Genomic DNA, 15867 nt, shown 5'->3' on the forward strand with positions numbered 1-15867 from the left:
TTTAAAGAAAGGAGAGTCCACTCAAAGAGCGAATATACAGAAACAAAAACTCAAGGTACAGAAACTTCATCATAAAATAGACGATATCCGTACGGACTATATCAACAAAACAATCGCAGAGATAGTGAAAACCAAACCATCTTATATAACGATTGAAGATTTAAACGTATCAGGAATGATGAAGAACAAACATCTATCAAAGGCAGTTGCTTCGCAGAAGTTTTATGAATTTAGAACGAAACTTCAAGCTAAATGCAAGGAAAGCGGAATTGAACTTCGTGTAGTAGACAGATGGTATCCATCATCTAAAACTTGTCACTGTTGCGGAGCTATCAGGAAAGACTTAAAACTTTCAGACAGAATCTTCCGATGTGACTGTGGTTATATCGAAGACAGAGATTTCAATGCTGCACTTAATCTGAGAGATGCTACGACTTACGAAGTTGCATAAATAAAGGCAAACGTAGGTATGTACCGAAGGCTATTTCGGGAATTAACGACTGTGGAGTGTACAAGAACTTGTGAGTAGATATGATTTTGGTCAATCCAAAGCATACACGATGAAACAGTAAGTAAAACTTGTGAGAGTTTACATTATCTCGATGTGAGTATATTTACATACATTTTGAGTGGCAGGAACTGACATGAAGAGTATCAAACCGGAAGAATTAGAGAAAAATGTATTTCATATGATCGGTAAGGAGTGGTTGCTGGTCACCGCCGAGAAGGAGGGCAAGGTGAACACCATGACCGCTTCCTGGGGCGGCCTGGGCGTCATGTGGGGCAAAAATGTGGCCTACATTGTGCTGCGTCCCCAGCGCTACACCAAGGAATTCGTGGACGCGGGGGAGACCTTTTCCCTGTCCGTACTGGACGAGGAGTACCGCAAGACCCTGAATTATCTGGGAACTGTGTCCGGACGGGATGAGGACAAGATCGCGAAAGCGGGATTGACGGTAGAGCATGAGGGAGAGACTCCTTATTTTGGCGAAGCCAATACGGTACTGGTGTGCAGAAAGCTGTACGCTCAGAACTACGATCCGGCCTGCTTCATCGACAAGTCCTGCGATGAAAAATGTTATCCGGACAAGGATTATCACACCATGTATATTGCAGAGGTGGAGAAGGTTCTGGTCAGAGAATAAAAAAGTGAATCTGGAATCAGACGTGAAAATGGCGGCCTTGCGGGAGAAATCCTGCGGAGCCGCCATTTTTTGACTGCGAAAATATTGTAAAACATTTGCTGCGCAATGAAAAATAAAGACTGAAAATTGCGTGGAAAATCAAAGGTTTTGTGAAAAAAATATATAAAGTAAGACTTTACGAAATGGATTTTATACAATGTGTCGGATAAAAAATGCCGTTTCCCATAGAAAAACAGAAAAGAAATGGAAAAGAACAGGTAAAGTTTCTGCGAAAAGTGCGAAAGATAGCGGAAAAGCAGAAAAAAGCAAGTTCGTGAAAAGAATATCAATATTCAACAAAGTGTATGATTGCTGATTTTGAAAGAGAACACTATAATAGGACACATAGTAGATAAGAGATACGAATGAATCACTTGTTAAATTATCTACAAAAAAACCACAGACGTCGGCCGCAGAAGGGCCGATAACTATGAAAGGAGAAGTTTTACAATGGGATTCAAAACTGACATCGAAATCGCACAGGAAACAGAGATGCTGCCGATTACTGACATCGCGGCAAAGGCAGGTATCGACGACAAATATCTGGAGCAGTACGGAAAGTACAAAGCAAAAATTGACTACAACCTGCTGAAGGAGAAACCGGCTGAAAACGGCAAGCTGATTCTGGTAACTGCTATCAACCCGACTCCGGCAGGAGAAGGAAAAACTACCACATCCGTAGGCCTGGCAGACGGTATGCAGAAGATTGGCAAGAAGGTTATGGTAGCCCTTCGTGAGCCGTCCCTGGGACCGGTATTCGGCGTAAAGGGCGGAGCAGCAGGCGGCGGATACGCACAGGTAGTTCCGATGGAGGATATCAACCTTCACTTCACCGGCGACTTCCACGCAATCGGCGCAGCGAACAACCTGCTGGCAGCGATGATTGACAACCACATCTTCCAGGGCAACGCTCTGAACATCGACCCGAGAAAGATTACCTGGAGAAGATGCGTAGATATGAATGACCGTCAGCTGCGTAACGTAGTAGACGGACTTGGCGGAAAGACCAACGGTATGCCGAGAGAGGACGGCTACGATATCACTGTAGCATCCGAGATTATGGCTGTTCTGTGTCTGGCTAAGGACATCACAGACCTGAAGGAAAGACTTGCAAGAATTATCATCGGATATACATACGGAAAGGTTTCCGAGCAGAAGCCGGTTACCGCTGGCGATCTGAACGCACAGGGCGCTATGGCAGCTCTTCTGAAGGACGCTCTGAAGCCGAACCTGGTACAGACTCTGGAGCATGTACCGGCTATCGTACACGGTGGACCGTTCGCAAACATCGCTCACGGCTGCAACTCCGTAACCGCTACCAAGATGTGCCTGAACCTGGCTGATTACACCATCACAGAGGCAGGCTTCGGCGCTGACCTGGGTGCTGAGAAGTTCCTGGATATCAAGTGCCGTATGGCAGGACTGAAGCCGAACGCAGTTGTTATCGTAGCGACTGTACGTGCTCTGAAGTACAACGGCGGCGTTCCGAAGGCAGACCTGAACAATGAGAACCTGGAGGCTCTGGAGGCTGGTCTTCCGAACCTGCTGAAGCACGTAAGCAACATCACCAACGTATACAAGCTTCCCTGCGTAGTTGCTATCAATGCATTCCCGACCGATACCAAGGCAGAGCTTGACCTGGTAGAGAAGAAGTGTAAGGAGCTTGGCGTAAACGTGGTTCTGTCCGAAGTATGGGCAAAGGGCGGCGAAGGCGGAGTTGCTCTGGCAGAAGAAGTTGTTCGTCTCTGCGAGCAGCCGAACGATCAGTTCACCTTCTCCTATGAACTTGAGGGAACCAGCATTGAGGATAAGCTGAATGCTATCGTAACCAAGATTTACGGTGGTAAGAGAGTCGTTCTGACAGCAAACGCTCAGAAGCAGGCAAAGCAGCTCGAGGCTATGGGCTTTGGCAACTGCCCGATCTGTGTAGCTAAGACACAGTATAGCCTGACTGACGACCAGACCAAGCTGGGCGCTCCGAAGGACTTCGAGGTAACCGTTCGTAACCTGAAGATTTCCGCGGGCGCAGGCTTCATCGTAGCCCTGACCGGCGAAATCATGACCATGCCTGGTCTGCCGAAGGTACCGGCTGCCGAGAGAATCGATGTAGACGAGAACGGCAAGATCAGCGGACTGTTCTAAGAAAATCCGGATTGCATCCGTATTTCCTCAGATGCTCCGCAGGAAACGCTTGAACAGCGTTTCTATAGAATAGCTACCCATTATAAACCTAAATAAATAGACACAAGGGAAGGACCATTTGGCCCTTCCCACTTGTGTGCATAGGGAAACAATGATATAATAAAAAAATAGTATTTTGATACATAAAGGAGAACGATATGGGATTTTCAACCAGCAGATGTGATGAATTTGTAGAGGTACTGGCTTCCAAAGCTCCCGTTCCGGGCGGCGGCGGAGCATCCGCACTAGTAGGCGCAGTGGGAACTGCCCTGGGCAACATGGTAGGCAGCCTGACCGTCGGAAAAAAGAAGTACGCAGACGTAGAGGAAGAGATGTACGCGCTGAAAGAGAAGGCAACCGCTCTTCAGAATGATTTCCTTCGTCTGATTGAGAGAGACGCAGAGGTTTTCGAGCCCCTGGCCAAGGCTTACGGCATGCCCCGCGAGACCGAGGAGGAGAAGGCTGAGAAGGCGCGCGTCATGGCGATCGTCCTGAAGGACGCCTGCTCTGTACCCATGGAGATCATGGAGAAGTGCTGTGAGGCGCTGGATCTTATCGTTGAATTTGCGGCAAAGGGTTCAGCCCTGGCCATCAGCGACGCAGGCGTAGGCGCTGCATTCTGTAAGGCAGCCCTGGAGGGAGCTTCCCTGAACGTATTCATCAATACCAAGTCCATGGCGGACAAGGAGTACGCGGCAGAGCTGAATGCAAAGGCAGACGCTATGCTGGAGAAGTACACCAAGATTGCGGACGACATTTTCGCAAGTGTCACAGCAAGACTGAGATAAAATAAAAGGAAGGAATAGGAAAAATGGCAAAGCAGTTATTAGGAAAAGAAGTAACAGCAGCACTGAACGAGCGCATCAAAGCAGATGTGGCAGCACTGAAAGAAAAGGGCATCAACCCGACTCTCGGAATCATCCGTGTGGGCGAGAACGAGAGCGATATCTCCTATGAGAGAGGCGCAACCAAGCGTTGTGAGACTCTGGGTGTGGCATGCGAGAAGATTCTGCTTCCGGCAGACGCTACCCAGGAGCAGGTTCTGGCAGCTGTAGATAAGGTCAACAAGGATGACAACATTCACGGTGTCCTGCTGTTCCGTCCGCTCCCGAAGCATCTGAACCAGACTGAGATTGAGAATGCCCTTGACCCGGCTAAGGACGTAGACTGTATGACCGACGGTTCCATGTCCGGCGTATTTACCGGCAAGGCAGTAGGCTTCCCGCCCTGCACACCGCAGGCGTGCATGGAGATTCTGGATCATTACGGAATCGACTGCACCGGCAAGAAGGCTGTTGTTATCGGACGTTCCCTGGTAGTTGGTAAGCCGGCTGCCATGATGCTGATCAAGAAGAACGCGACCGTAACCGTATGCCATACCAAGACTGTAGATATGCCCAGCGTAGCGCGCGAGGCAGATATCCTGATCGTGGCAGCAGGCCGTGCAGGCGTTGTAACCAAGGATTATGTGGCTCCGGGCCAGACTGTCATTGACGTGGGAATCAATGTAAATGCAGAAGGCAAGCTTTGCGGCGATGTGGCTTACGCAGAGGTAGAGCCCATCGTAGACGCCATCACCCCGGTACCGGGCGGCGTAGGAAGCGTAACTACTTCCGTGCTGGTTGGACATGTGGTAGAGGCAGCTAAGAGAAAATATATGTAAATAAGACAGCTTGGAAAGCTGCGTGAAAGGACAGCCCGGGCGGGGTAAAAATTCCGCTTTGGGCTGTCTTTTATTGACTTTTTCTCTGGGGTCTCGTACACTATGTATGATGAAACGAAAGAGAGGGAGGCATTTCCACCTATGAAGCTAAGTACTGCCATTCTGGCGGATAAATTAAAGTCTAAATTCGGCCTGCAGAATAAAAAGGCCCTGTCCGACAAGCTGCATCTGGAGCAGGTCTTGTTTTACGACGGTAGCGATGAAATGCAGCCAGACAAAATCTATATCTACAGCCAGAAGCCGGGGGCCGGGGAAATGCTGGTAGTGCCAGAGCAGGCGGTTCTGTTCTGTATCGGTAAAGTGCCGACCCGGAATACAGAGAACGACGGACAGGTCTTTCAGGTCATCGATGAGACCTCGCCCTTTGTGCTTTTTAATGAGATTCAGCGGATCTTTGATTACTATGATCGGTGGGAGAAGCGGTTGCAGGAGCTGACGCAGCAGGCGGACACGATACAGGAGCTTCTGGACGAGAGTTTCCGTATCTTCCTGAATCCCATTGTGGTAAGCTCGGCAGATTACTTTGTCATTGGTTATTCCAGTGTCATCGACACCCGGGAGGAGCTTTCCAGTCTGGTGGATCTGGATTCCGTCATCCAGTCCAGCGACGAGTACCGGAATGGTCGACGCATCCTGAACCAGCGGAAGAAGAGGGGCGCCTACTACCTGCCGGAATATATCACCGGGGCGAGAACCCTCCGTGTCAATCTGTTCGAGAACGATCAGTTCATTTACCAGGTCATGATGGTAGAGAGCTTAAGCCGCTTCAAGTCTTATGACGGCGCGCTTCTGGAATATCTGTCCGCTTATATTCAGATGGCGCTGACCCGCCTGATTGATTCCCGGGTAGAGATCGGCCACCGGCTGGACCGCATCTTATCCGACATTCTGTCGAATCCTGGACGGGTTAATCGGAGCGCGGAAAAATGGTTCTCCGAATTCGGGTGGCTTGCGACTCACCGCTATTTCTGCATCAGCCTGAAGGTCAACTCCCTGGATTGGGCGAACATGACCGTCCGTTTTATCTGTAAGCACATGGAAAGCATGATGGGAAAAAATGGAAGCTGCGCCTTTCAGTATAAAAATAACATCGCCATTTTCGTAAACCTGACTCTGCTGGAAACCGGAACCGAGGAGGTCCTGGAAAAAATGGTGAATTTCCTGAAAGATACCTTCTTGAAGGCCGGGGTCAGCAATGAATTTACGGGCTTCCATGAGATAGACGCCTATTATCGGCAGGCCGTGGCGGCTCTAGACGTGGGCTGCCGGAGAAAACCCTACCGGTGGATTTACCGCTTCGACGAGGTGGCTTTGGATTATGTGCTGGAGCGAAGCAGCGCGGAGCTTCCGGTGCGGCTGGTCTGCTCCGACAAGATTCTGAAATTGCAGGCCTACGACGAGGAACATCACACAGATTATTATCACACCTTGAAGACCTACGTGGAGAGCCAGCTGAACGCGGTGCAGACTGCCAAAAAACTGTTTATCCATCGAAGCACCTTTTTATACCGGATGGAAAAGATCGAGGAGCTGGTGAAGCTGGATTTGAATGATTACGATGCGCTTCTCTATGTGATGATGACCTTCCGGATTCTGGAGCAGGAAGAACAGACATAAGAAACAGAATAGAAGAAACGCCCCTTGCATATATTTTAACAGCATATATGGAAGGGGTATTTTTATGGACAAAAGTTCCGAATATAACCTGTATCAGGACATCCGAACCCGGACGGGAGGCGAGATTTATCTGGGGGTGGTGGGGCCGGTGCGGACCGGGAAATCCACCTTTATCAAGCACTTTATGGATTTGTGCGTGCTGCCGGGGATCACGGATGAGCATGAGCGAATCAGGACCCGGGATGAGCTGCCCCAGTCGGCGGCGGGCAAGACAATTATGACCACGGAGCCCAAATTTATCCCCAAGGAAGCGGCCACAGTGCAGATTTCCGAGGATGTGGAAATGAAGCTTCGGATGATCGACTGCGTGGGCTTTCTGGTACCCGGAAGCGAGGGGCATATCGAGGACGGGGCCGAACGGATGGTGAAGACGCCCTGGATGGAGGCGGAAATTCCATTTTCCGAGGCGGCGGAAATAGGGACCAGGAAGGTGATTACCGAGCATGCCACCGTGGGGATTGTGGTGACCTGCGACGGATCCTTCGGGGATATTCCCCGGGCCAATTACATAGAGGCGGAGGAGCGGACTGTGGAGGAGCTGAAAGGTCTTGGGAAGCCTTTTCTGATTCTGCTGAACTCGGAAAAGCCCTACAGCGGACCTGTGATCTCGGAGGCAGGGGCCATGCAGGAGAAATACGGCGTGGCAGTGCTGCCGGTGAACTGCCAGCAGCTTAAAAAAGAGGATGTGACGAAGATTCTGACTCAGCTTCTCTATGAATTTCCGTTGGTGCGCCTGGAGTTTTTCGCTCCCCGCTGGACGGAAATGCTGCCGGTGGAGCATAAGATCAAGCAGGATATGCTGGCCCGGATCCGGGAGCTGGCGGAGCGCCTGAATACCATCCGGGATGTGCGGCAGGAAAATCTGGCCTTCGACAGTACCTACGTGGAACGGGCTGTGCTTAAGGAGGTGCGGATGGACAGCGGCAGCGCCCGGGTGCAGTTTGAAGTGGATGAGAAATATTATTATGAGCTCCTAAGCGAACTGACCGGCAGCGATATTCCCGGCGAATACGAGCTGATTGCCCTGATCCGGGAGATGTCCCGAATGAAGCAGGAGTATGAGAAGGCCGAAGCGGCGCTGGCTTCCGTGCGGCAAAAAGGCTACGGCGTCATGCTGCCGGAGAAGGCGGACATTACCCTGGAGGAGCCGGAGCTCATTCATCAGGGCAGCAAGTACGGCGTCAAAATCCGCTCGGTAGCTCCCAGCATTCACCTGATCCGGGCGAATATCGAGACCGAGATTGCCCCTATCGTGGGAAATGAGTCCCAGGCTCAGGATTTGATGACCTATCTGAAGGACAGCGCGGGGAGCGGGGAAGGGATCTGGACCACCAATATCTTCGGAAAATCCGTGGAGGAGCTGGTGGAGGACGGTATCCGCAGCAAGATTTACCAGATCGGGGATGAGAGCCAGGTGAAGCTTCAGGATACCATGCAGAAGATCGTGAACGAGAGTACCGGCGGGCTGGTGTGTATCATTATTTAAAAGAGGAAAAATATGGAAGATCGGGATCTTCAGGGCGGAGATTCCGGTCTTTTTGTGCCGGATAGCGCCTCATAAACAAGAAAACCGTTTACCTCCGTCCGCATTTATGCTACACTATTGACTGTGTTCTTTGTACACTACAAGTTAATAGGAGGGAAGTAATGTTAGAAAAGTTGTTTAAACTGAAAGAGAATCATACGACCGTGAAGACGGAGATTCTGGCAGGTATCACCACATTTATGACCATGGCGTATATCCTGGCAGTCAATCCCAGCGTCCTTGGTGCAACGGGAATGGATCAGGGCGCGATTTTCACCGCGACGGTTCTCGCGTCTGTCATCGGTACCGTATGCATGGCCCTGTTCGCAAATTATCCGTTTGCGCTGGCGCCTGGTATGGGACTGAATGCTTATTTTGCGTATACCGTAGTCATCGGAATGGGATATCCCTGGCAGGCGGCGCTGGCAGCCGTATTTGTGGAGGGCGTTATCTTCATTCTGCTGTCCCTGTTCAATGTCCGTGAAGCGATCTTCAATTCCATTCCGGCGAACCTGAAAAAGGCCGTATCCGTAGGTATCGGTTTCTTTATCGCGTTCATTGGCCTGCAGAATGCCAAAATTGTGGTAGGCGGCGCGACGCTGGTAGAGTTCTTCTCCCTGGACGCAGTAGAGGGAGGCACCATGAACGATGTGGGAATCACCGTATTCCTGGCTATCGTGGGCGTGTTTATCACCTCTATCCTGGTCATTAAGAATGTAAAGGGCAACATCCTATGGGGTATTCTGGCCACCTGGATTCTCGGCATTATCTGCCAGTTTGCGGGCATCTACGTGCCGAACCCGGATCTGGGCTATTATAACCTGCTTCCGGATTTTTCTGCCGGAATCTCCATCCCGAGTCTGGCGCCGATTTTCTGTAAGCTGGACTTTACAGCGATTCCGCTGAGCCAGTTTGTCGTAATCGTATTCGCGTTCCTGTTTGTGGATATGTTCGATACCCTGGGAACTCTGATTGGTGTGGCTTCCAAGGCGGACATGCTGGATAAGGACGGCAAGCTCCCGAATATCAAAGGCGCGCTGCTGGCAGACGCTGTAGGTACTACCGCAGGAGCTCTTCTGGGAACTTCTACCACCACGACTTTCGTGGAGAGCGCATCCGGCGTTACCGAGGGCGGAAGAACCGGTCTGACATCCATGACCACCGCAATTCTCTTCGCATTGGCGCTGCTGCTCTCTCCGATCTTCCTGGCCATCCCGTCCTTTGCGACGGCTCCGGCTCTGATTGTGGTAGGTTTCTATATGGTAAATCAGGTAGGCATGATCGATTTCACCGATTTCGCTGAAGGCATCCCGGCTTTCATCTGCATGGCGGCTATGCCCTTCTTCTACAGTATTTCCGAAGGTATTTCCATGGGCGTTATTTCCTATGTGGTACTGAATGTGGCGACTGGTAAGGCGAAAGAGAAGAAGATCAGTATCGTGATGTATATTCTGGCGGTGCTGTTCCTGGCGAAATATTTCTTTATCTAAAGGAAGACAAGCGATGCTGGTAAAGATCTATACAGACGGTGCGGCCCGCGGTAACCCGGACGGTCCGGGAGGCTATGGCGTGGTGCTGCATTATACGGACAGCAAGGGGCAGCTCCATGAACGGGAGTACAGCCAGGGCTATCAGAAGACCACCAATAACCGGATGGAGCTGATGGCTGTGATCGTCGGCCTGGAGGCCCTGAAGCGGCCCTGTCAGGTGGAACTCTATTCCGATTCCAGATATGTGACGGACGCCTTCAATAAACACTGGGTGGACAGCTGGCTTAAGAAAAACTGGAAGGGCAGCTCCGGCCCGGTCAAAAATGTGGATCTCTGGAAGCGCCTTTTAAAGGCGAAGGAGCCTCATCAGGTGGAGTTTATCTGGGTCAAGGGCCATGACGGCCATCCCCAGAACGAGCGCTGTGATCGCTTAGCCACCACGGCGGCGGACGGTGACGACCTGATAGAAGATACAGGACTGAACACCTGAAAAATAAGAAAAATTAGAATAAAAACCGAAAATATTTCGGAAGCCGATGGTTTTCTGCAAAAAAGAAGACGCATCGGCTTTTCTTATAAGAAAATGTCGAAAGAATCAATTAGAATAAGTAATAAGCGGCCTCCGATCCGCCCTTGCAATTCAAAAAATCATGGTTTATACTTTTCTACGTACTTAATGAGAAAATCCTGAAGCGGCATCTTTTGCCGTTATCCGTACAGAAATGCATCTTTCATAGAAATTCATTACAGGACGGAGGTATCCCATGAATAAAGAACAAATCCATGAACAATATGAAGAAGACGAGAAGCTCCGGGAGGAATGCGGCGTGTTCGGAATCTATGATTTTGACGGCCATGACGTAGCTTCTACGATTTATTACGGCTTATTTGCCCTGCAGCACAGAGGACAGGAGAGCTGCGGTATCGCAGTCAGCGATACGAACGGCCCGAAGGGCGTGGTAAAGAGCCATAAAGGCATGGGCCTGGTAAATGAGGTCTTTACGCCGGAACAGTTAGACGCCCTGAAAGGCGATATCGGTGTGGGACACACCCGCTATTCCACCGCAGGCAGCAGCACCCGGGAAAATGCCCAGCCGCTGGTATTAAACTATGTAAAGGGAACCCTGGGATTAGCCCACAACGGCAATCTGGTGAACGCGCCGGAGCTTCGAAGAGAACTCGAGTATACCGGAGCGATTTTCCAGACTACAATAGATTCCGAGGTTATCGCCTACCATATTGCCAGAGAGCGAATCCATACCGCAAGCGTCGAGGAGGCAGTCTCCCGGGCCATGGACAAGATCAAGGGAGCCTATTCCCTGATCGTCATGTCCCCCAGAAAGCTCATCGGAGCCAGAGACCCCTATGGCTTCCGCCCCCTTTGTATCGGCAAGCGTGATAACGCCTACATCCTGGCCAGCGAGACCTGCGCCCTGGACACCATAGGCGCCACCTTCGTCCGGGATGTGGAGCCCGGCGAGATCGTGACGATTACGCCCAAGAGAGGGATTGAATCCGATAAGAGCCACTGTCTTCCGAAGGATCAGGAGGCGCGCTGTATCTTCGAATACATTTATTTTGCCCGTCCGGACAGTCATTTCGACGGGGTCAGCGTCTACCAGGCGCGGATTCAGTCCGGCAGATTTCTGGCTATGGACAGCCCGGTGGAGGCCGACCTGGTGGTGGGCGTGCCCGAGTCAGGTAATGCGGCGGCCCTCGGCTATTCCCTGGAGTCCGGCATCCCCTATGGCACCGCTTTTGTGAAAAACGGCTACGTGGGCCGTACCTTCATCAAGCCCGGTCAAAGCAGCCGGGAGTCCAGTGTCCGGGTGAAGCTGAACGTGTTGAAAGAGGCTGTGAACGGCAAGCGCGTCATCATGATTGACGATTCCATCGTCCGCGGCACCACCAGCGACCGCATCGTGAAGATGCTCCGGGACGCCGGAGCCAAAGAGGTACATATGCGGGTCAGCTCCCCGCCCTTCCTGCATCCCTGCTATTTCGGTACGGACGTACCGGCGGAGGAGCAGCTGATTGCCCACAACCGGACCATTGAGGAGATCCGCCAGGTTATCGGAGCCGATTCCCTGGCCTATCTGCGGACGGACCGCCTGGGTGAGATGATCGGCGGTATGGGCCACTGTACGGCTTGTTTCACTGGCAAGTATCCGATTGCGCCGCCTACGGAGGATATCCGGGGCAGCTTTGAGAAGTAAGCCCGGAAAAATAGGATTGAGATATCCGGATAAATATAGTAAAATAAATGGAAAAACAAAGAGGAGAGAGAACATGAGTACAGACAGATACGTAAGCCCATTATCTGAGCGCTACGCAAGTAAAGAGATGCAGTACATCTTTTCCCCGGACAAGAAGTTCCGCACCTGGAGAAAGCTCTGGATTGCCCTGGCTGAGACCGAGATGGAGCTGGGACTTCCCATTACCCAGGAGCAGATCGACGAGCTGAAGGCCCATCAGGACGATATCAATTATGATGTGGCCAAGGCCCGTGAAAAAGAGGTGCGCCACGATGTTATGTCCCACGTATACGCATACGGCTGCCAGTGTCCGAAGGCAAAGGGCATCATCCATCTGGGAGCTACTTCCTGCTACGTAGGCGACAATACGGACATCATCATTATGACTGAGGCCCTGAATCTGGTACATAAGAAGCTGATCAATGTATTGAATGAGCTGGCAGCTTTTGCAGATAAGTATAAGGACCTGCCGACCCTGGCGTTTACCCATTTCCAGCCGGCCCAGCCCACCACCGTGGGAAAGAGAGCGACCCTGTGGATGCAGGAGTTCTGCCTGGATCTGGAGGATCTGGAGTATGTCATTTCTACGATGAAGCTCTTAGGATCCAAGGGAACCACCGGCACCCAGGCCAGCTTCAAGGAGCTGTTTGAGGGCGACGAAGAGAAAATCAATAAAATCGATCCGATGATTGCAGAAAAGATGGGCTTCAGGGAGTGCTATCCGGTATCCGGCCAGACCTATTCCCGGAAGGTGGACACCCGTGTCCTGAACGTGCTGGCAGGCATCGCGGCCAGCGCTCACAAGATGTCCAACGACATCCGTCTTCTGCAGCATCTGAAAGAGGTGGAAGAGCCCTTCGAGAAATCCCAGATTGGTTCCTCGGCCATGGCATATAAGCGTAACCCCATGCGCAGCGAGCGTATTGCGTCCCTGTCCCGTTATGTCATCGTAGACGCCCTGAACCCGGCCATCACCAGCGCTACCCAGTGGTTTGAGCGTACTCTGGACGACTCTGCCAATAAGCGACTGTCTATCCCCGAGGGCTTCCTGGCTATCGACGGTATCCTGGATCTGTGCCTGAACGTGGTAGACGGTCTGGTGGTATATCCGAAAGTCATCTACAAGCACATGATGGCGGAGCTTCCCTTCATGGCCACCGAGAACATCATGATGGACGCGGTCAAGGCAGGCGGCGACCGTCAGGAGCTGCATGAGCGCATCCGTGAGCTTTCTATGGAAGCAGGTAAGAACGTCAAGGTCAATGGCGAAGAGAACAACCTTCTGGAGCTGATTGCCGCAGATCCGGCCTTCGGCCTTTCCCTGGAGGATCTTAAGAAGACTATGGAGCCCTCCCGCTATGTGGGACGCGCCCCGGAGCAGGTAGACGCGTTCCTGGGACAGGTGGTAAAGCCGATTCTGGAGAAATACAGCGATATTCTTGGAGAAAAAGCAGAAATTAACGTATAAACCCCTTGCAATTACGGGGGAAATGTGCTACATTGTAAGAGAATGAATAGCGCGGCCGACAAAGAGTGAACGAAAGTTCACTCTTTGTTTTTGAAATAAAAAACACGACCGCCCAGGGAAAGGAAGACTATGACAAAGAGAGAAGAGTACGAACAGAAGACAGAGAAGCTTCTCATACCCATCATGGAAGCCAACGGCTTCGAGCTGGTGGATGTGGAGTATGTAAAAGAAGCCGGCAACTGGTATCTGCGGGCTTACATCGACAAGCCGGGCGGAATCACCGTGGATGACTGCGAGGTGGTGAACCGGGAGCTGGGTGATCTGCTGGACCGGGACGATTTTATCGACGAGTCCTATATTCTGGAGGTCAGTTCCCCGGGCCTGGGCCGTCCCTTAAAAAAGGAGCGCGATTTCATCCGGAGTAAGGGCGAGGAGGTTGAGATCCGCACCTACCGCATGGTAGACAGACAGAAGGAATTCCGGGGCGTATTAAAAGCCTGGGATAAGGACACGGTAACTATTGAATATGAGGACGGACAGGAGCAGGTATTCGAGAGAGACAACATTGCGCTGATTCGTCTGGCGTTTGATTTTTAAATAGATTTGGGAATAACCAGGAGGAAAGAAAAGAATGAACACAGAACTGCTGGAAGCTCTGGAGCTTTTGGAGAAGGAAAAGGATATCAGCAAGGAAACCATGCTGGAGGCCATTGAGAACTCACTGCTGAAGGCCTGCGAGGCACACTTCGGCAAGGCCGACAACATCAAGGTTAATATCGACCCGGTGACCTGCCAGTTTTCCGTGCTTGCGGAGAAAAAGGTCGTAGAGCAGGTAGAGGATGATGTGACCGAGATCAGCCTGTCCAACGCGAAGATGATCGACCCCAAGTACGAGTTGGGCGATATCGTAAATGTGGAAGTGAAGTCCAAAGAGTTCGGCCGTATCGCCACACAGAACGCCAAGAACATCATTCTGCAGAAGATTCGCGAGGAAGAGCGCAAATCCCTGTTTAACCAGTATTACGGCATGGAGAAAGAGGTTGTGACCGGTGTTGTGCAGAGATATCTGGGCCGCAATGTCAGCGTGAATCTGGGTAAGGTGGACGCTATCCTCAATGAGAACGAGATGGTAAAAGGCGAGGTCTTCAAGCCCACCGAGCGTATCAAGGTCTATATCCTGGAAGTGAAGGACACCAACAAAGGACCGCGTATCCTGCTGTCCAGAACCCATCCGGAGCTGGTAAAGCGCCTGTTTGAGTCTGAGGTAACCGAGGTCCGCGACGGCACTGTGGAGATTAAGTGCATCGCCCGCGAGGCAGGATCCAGAACCAAGATTGCCGTATGGTCTAACGATCCGGATGTGGATCCGGTAGGAGCCTGCGTCGGCATGAACGGCGCCCGCGTCAACGCCATTGTGAGTGAGCTGCGCGGTGAGAAAATCGACATCATCAACTGGAACGAGAACCCGGCTCTGCTGATAGAGAACGCGCTGAGCCCGGCGAAGGTTATCGCGGTTCTTGCGGATCCGGAGGATAAGACAGCCAAGGTGGTCGTTCCGGATTATCAGCTGTCTCTGGCCATCGGTAAGGAAGGCCAGAACGCGAGACTGGCTGCCCGTCTTACCGGCTTCAAGATCGATATCAAGAGCGAGACCCAGGCAAGAGAGATCGAGGGCTGGCTGGATGTAGACGAGGAGTACGAGGAGTACGAGGACTTCGAGGACTACAAGGAGGCGCAGGCTCTGGAGGAGGCTGAGGCCGGAGAGACAGCAGAGGCAGAGGAAGAGAGTCAGAATGAATAAAAAAGTACCGATGCGCCAGTGTGTGGGCTGTCAGGAGATGAAGAGCAAGAAAGAGATGCTTCGCATCCTTAAGACCGCAGAGGATGAGATTGTGCTGGATGCCACAGGCCGGAAGAACGGCCGGGGCGCGTATCTGTGTTTTTCCAAAGAGTGTCTTTTGAAGGCGCGGAAGAACAAGGGACTTGAGCGCTCCCTGAAGATGGCCATTCCTCCTGCAGTGTACGACAGTCTGGAAAAGGAGTTGGATGAACTTGGCACAGAATAGAGTATTATCCATGATAGGTCTGGCCCAGAAGGCCGGCAAGACCGCCAGCGGCGAATTCGCCACCGAGCATGCGGTTAAGTCCGGAAAGGCCGCACTTGTCATTGTGTCGGAGGAGTCGTCCGACAATACAAAAAAGAAGTTCCAAAATATGTGTGACTACTACGAAGTACCCGTGTATTTCTATGGTGGAAAAGAGGAGCTGGGCCACGCAATGGGCAAGGAATTCCGTGCGTCCCTGGCGATTCTGGATGAGGGACTTGCGAAGAGCATAGAGAAAAATTTGAAACTTTAACTTTAA

The 15867-nt window shown here is 51.6% G+C and carries 15 protein-coding genes; all 15 read left to right on the forward strand.

Annotated elements, in window-relative coordinates:
• The coding region (locus OCV63_RS02565) for an RNA-guided endonuclease InsQ/TnpB family protein (protein WP_158361863.1) at positions 1-451 on the forward strand (451 nt) is incomplete at its 5' end.
• Positions 452-644: 193 nt separating this feature from the next.
• Positions 645-1145 carry a flavin reductase family protein gene (locus tag OCV63_RS02570; RefSeq protein ID WP_158361864.1) on the forward strand — a complete coding sequence of 167 codons (501 nt, stop codon included), beginning with the start codon at positions 645-647 and terminating at the stop codon, positions 1143-1145.
• A gap of 489 nt (positions 1146-1634) precedes the next feature.
• Positions 1635-3326, forward strand: coding sequence for a formate--tetrahydrofolate ligase (locus tag OCV63_RS02575; protein WP_158361865.1), 1692 nt, complete (start codon positions 1635-1637; stop codon positions 3324-3326).
• A 197-nt stretch (positions 3327-3523) separates the two neighbouring features.
• Positions 3524-4153, forward strand: a complete 630-nt coding sequence (locus tag OCV63_RS02580; RefSeq protein WP_158361866.1) for a cyclodeaminase/cyclohydrolase family protein — start codon at positions 3524-3526, stop codon at positions 4151-4153.
• Between the two features lie 23 nt (positions 4154-4176).
• Positions 4177-5028, forward strand: a complete 852-nt coding sequence (locus OCV63_RS02585) for a bifunctional 5,10-methylenetetrahydrofolate dehydrogenase/5,10-methenyltetrahydrofolate cyclohydrolase (protein WP_158361867.1) — start codon at positions 4177-4179, stop codon at positions 5026-5028.
• Positions 5029-5169: 141 nt separating this feature from the next.
• Positions 5170-6705, forward strand: coding sequence for a PucR family transcriptional regulator (locus tag OCV63_RS02590; RefSeq protein ID WP_262670609.1), 1536 nt, complete (start codon positions 5170-5172; stop codon positions 6703-6705).
• Between the two features lie 64 nt (positions 6706-6769).
• Positions 6770-8251, forward strand: coding sequence for a stage IV sporulation protein A (gene spoIVA, locus OCV63_RS02595; protein WP_158361869.1), 1482 nt, complete (start codon positions 6770-6772; stop codon positions 8249-8251).
• 161 nt (positions 8252-8412) lie between these two features.
• Complete coding sequence (locus OCV63_RS02600) at positions 8413-9780, forward strand: NCS2 family permease (RefSeq protein WP_158361870.1); 1368 nt, start codon at positions 8413-8415, stop codon at positions 9778-9780.
• A gap of 13 nt (positions 9781-9793) precedes the next feature.
• Positions 9794-10270, forward strand: coding sequence for a ribonuclease HI (rnhA, locus tag OCV63_RS02605; RefSeq protein ID WP_158361871.1), 477 nt, complete (start codon positions 9794-9796; stop codon positions 10268-10270).
• 274 nt (positions 10271-10544) lie between these two features.
• A complete protein-coding gene (purF, locus tag OCV63_RS02610) occupies positions 10545-11996 on the forward strand; it encodes an amidophosphoribosyltransferase (protein WP_158361872.1) in 1452 nt (483 codons plus the stop codon).
• A 73-nt stretch (positions 11997-12069) separates the two neighbouring features.
• Positions 12070-13503 (forward strand): adenylosuccinate lyase, encoded by a 1434-nt coding sequence (purB, locus tag OCV63_RS02615; RefSeq protein WP_158361873.1) that lies wholly within the window; start codon positions 12070-12072, stop codon positions 13501-13503.
• A 129-nt stretch (positions 13504-13632) separates the two neighbouring features.
• Positions 13633-14100: a ribosome maturation factor RimP gene (locus OCV63_RS02620; RefSeq protein ID WP_158361874.1), complete on the forward strand. Its 468-nt coding sequence runs from the start codon at positions 13633-13635 to the stop codon at positions 14098-14100.
• Positions 14101-14134: 34 nt separating this feature from the next.
• Complete coding sequence (gene nusA / locus OCV63_RS02625; RefSeq protein ID WP_158361875.1) at positions 14135-15304, forward strand: transcription termination factor NusA; 1170 nt, start codon at positions 14135-14137, stop codon at positions 15302-15304.
• The gene (rnpM, locus tag OCV63_RS02630; protein ID WP_158361876.1) at positions 15297-15569 is read left to right on the forward strand and encodes an RNase P modulator RnpM; all 273 of its coding nucleotides are present in this window, start codon (positions 15297-15299) and stop codon (positions 15567-15569) included. Before nusA ends, rnpM begins: the two co-directional genes overlap by 8 nt.
• Positions 15550-15861 carry a L7Ae/L30e/S12e/Gadd45 family ribosomal protein gene (locus OCV63_RS02635; protein WP_416861992.1) on the forward strand — a complete coding sequence of 104 codons (312 nt, stop codon included), beginning with the start codon at positions 15550-15552 and terminating at the stop codon, positions 15859-15861. The genes rnpM and OCV63_RS02635 overlap by 20 nt, the downstream gene beginning before the upstream one ends.
• The last annotated feature ends 6 nt before the right edge of the window (positions 15862-15867 follow it).

It is taken from the genome of Laedolimicola ammoniilytica (assembly GCF_025567165.1).
In the GTDB taxonomy this organism is placed as follows: Bacteria; Bacillota; Clostridia; order Lachnospirales; family Lachnospiraceae; genus Laedolimicola; species Laedolimicola ammoniilytica.